At 55.6% G+C, this 2,442-nt stretch carries 1 protein-coding gene; it reads right to left on the bottom strand.

Translation table 11 applies throughout. The features are described from left to right. Positions 1-336 precede the first annotated feature (336 nt). Positions 337-2,301, bottom strand: a complete 1,965-nt coding sequence (locus tag IVA87_RS04070) for an acyltransferase family protein (protein ID WP_247332812.1) — start codon at positions 2,299-2,301, stop codon at positions 337-339. Positions 2,302-2,442 lie beyond the last annotated feature (141 nt).

A 2,442-nucleotide genomic window follows, 5' to 3' on the forward strand; every position in this document is an offset into this window, starting at 1 on the left:
GAAAACGCTCTCGCACTATTTGATCAAAGTCGCCCGGCTCGGCGGTTATCTCGCCCGCGCCAGCGATCCGCCACCCGGCAATACCGTCATGTGGCGCGGCTGTCACGCCTCACCGACATAGCGCTAGGTGTCGTGGTCGGAGGAGAATTTGTGGGTAATTGAAAGCCTCACCGGGCGGATACATTGGTGATGGGATCGGCACAGGCGGACGGTGAATTCGTCGCCGACTTTGCGCCCCAAGTTCCGTGGTTGCCCTGCTCATGCACCAGCGAGTCAGCGAAGCATGGGACATAAGATTGCCGCCCAAATTAAGCTCCGGCTAGAGTCTTGATAGCGTCAGAGGGCGGCTGTCATTTCTGCCGCGAGACGATCCATAAGAAGCAGTGTGAAATCGACTGTGAGATGGTTTGCGTCTCTATAGACAACGACGCCGTCGCGAATGGCCGGACATACCAAGCCTGTGCAAATCGACGATGTTAGGTCGATCATGCGCGCGTTGTTGATGGACGAGACGGCACGTTGCTCTGCTTCGAACACTTCGTTGCTTGTAGTGAGCGAAAGACTGCGACTGCAGGTGCTAAATGGTAAGCGCCGCCATTCCGCCCGAGCAAGACAATTGCCGACCGGGTGGTAAGGAGTGGGATTGTCGCGGATCACAATGAGCTTGGCGTTGACCGGTTCGAGTTCCTTGAGCGCTCCAAATAATCCACGCTCCCAGGTCTCGATGCTCACTGCGTGAGGTCCCAGATTGGTGAATGGTCCCTTGACGTTTCCGCTCGAAAACTGCGCCAACAGTATCGCATCCGGGCTATCTTGAGTTTTTATCATCGCGATTGCCTGCTCGCGCCAGCTTGCGCATTGGGGCGAAAGCCGACGGAGCCGCAAACTGTCTACTTTGGAAACCGGGATATCGGCGACAGGACAGGAAGCTCTTAAGTAAGTGATAAGCCGCCATCCTCTCTGTTCCGCAATAGTCGCAAGCGCGGTCGTCCATTGATCGGCATGAGAATCTCCCAACAGAACAATTGTCTTCGTGTAGCTCGATGGCCCGAACACGCAACGAATTGGCCTCGGTGTCGTGAACCCGGCTAGACAACCACTCTCACTCGAAAGTGAATACTTGGAGGTTGAGGCAACAATGGTCGCTTGCGCAGCATCCGTAACGTAATGTGCAATCGTGAACGAGAGGATGCCGGCAACTGTGGCGGTTAGCGTAAGGGCGCCGCCCATGACAATTGAGCGGACAGATCGTTGTGCCAGCCAGTGACTAGCTCTGATCGGGTATTCGAGCCAGGCGAGGCTGAGCGAGGAGAGAACGACTGTCATGACAAAGAAGAGGCAGTTAGCGAGTGCCGTGCTGCCGACAAGCACCGTACCGAGAACTGCAATCGGCCAATGCCAGAGGTAAATGGCGTAGGACCGGGCACCGAAAAACTGAAACGGCTGCGTCCTGAGCAAAGCGGACGGTCCAGCAGGATTGTCCCCCGTGAGCAGCAGCAGTGCCGTAGCTGCCACTGGAACAACGGCAACTACTCCCGGGAACGGCATGAAGCCGTCGATAGCAAAGAATGACAGGATGAGAATCGCAAATGACAACCATCCAATGATTGAACTTGAGCCCGGCTGCTTTGCCCAACGCTCCAAGGGTCTTGTTGCAATCAGAGCTCCTGCTCCAAACTCCCACGCTCGAGGGGGCGCGAGATAGAACGCCCAAGCTTGCTTGCCGTAGGTCAGGTGGATGCAGCTAGCGAACGATCCGAACACTACAATCAGTAAGGCTAGCAGGAGGATCTTTTGGCTGAAGCGACCGACAATGAGGAGAAACGCGGGCCAGACTAAGTAAAATTGTTCCTCGACTGAAAGTGACCAGGTATGAAGGAAGGGATTGAGCGAACTTTCGGGGGCGAAATAGTTCATGGACTGGTGGAGGAGCCAAACATTGGCGGCATACAGCGCAGAAGCTGCGCCCGACTTGGCCATCTCCTTCTGTTCAAAGGGCGCCAGCACGAAGTATCCGACGATCAAGGTCGCCAGCGTGACGATGAGGGCGGCGGGCAAAAGCCTCTTAGCTCTCCGACCGTAGAAGCCAAGAAAATCGAGCTGCCCGGTTGCGGCTATCTCTCGAAGCAGAAGTTGCGTGATCAGGAAACCGGATATGACGAAGAAAACGTCTACGCCAACAAATCCGCCGGTTAAGCCTGGAACTCCGTAGTGAAAGGCGACGACCGATAGAACTGCGATCGCCCTAAGCCCCTCGACATCAGCTCTGAAATGGGCCGCCGCTCGCGATACGGGTTGCATATCTATTGCCGCTTACGTTGAATCAAATCGCGGGAACATTAGCCCGCATTTCTCACAGTATTGAGGCGCATCGGGGCGCGAATCAGCGAAAGTTCTTTTGCGAGAAGGACTTTGCGATGATTCAAGGAATGCCCCGATGCC

It is taken from the genome of Bradyrhizobium sp. 147, assembly GCF_023073935.1.
Taxonomy (GTDB): Bacteria; Pseudomonadota; Alphaproteobacteria; order Rhizobiales; family Xanthobacteraceae; genus Bradyrhizobium.

What these genes read in the sequence shown, in the direction of transcription:
- IVA87_RS04070 (WP_247332812.1), bottom strand. Translation starts at nt 2,301, where the DNA reads ATGCAACCCGTATCGCGAGCGGCGGCCCATTTCAGAGCTGATGTCGAG.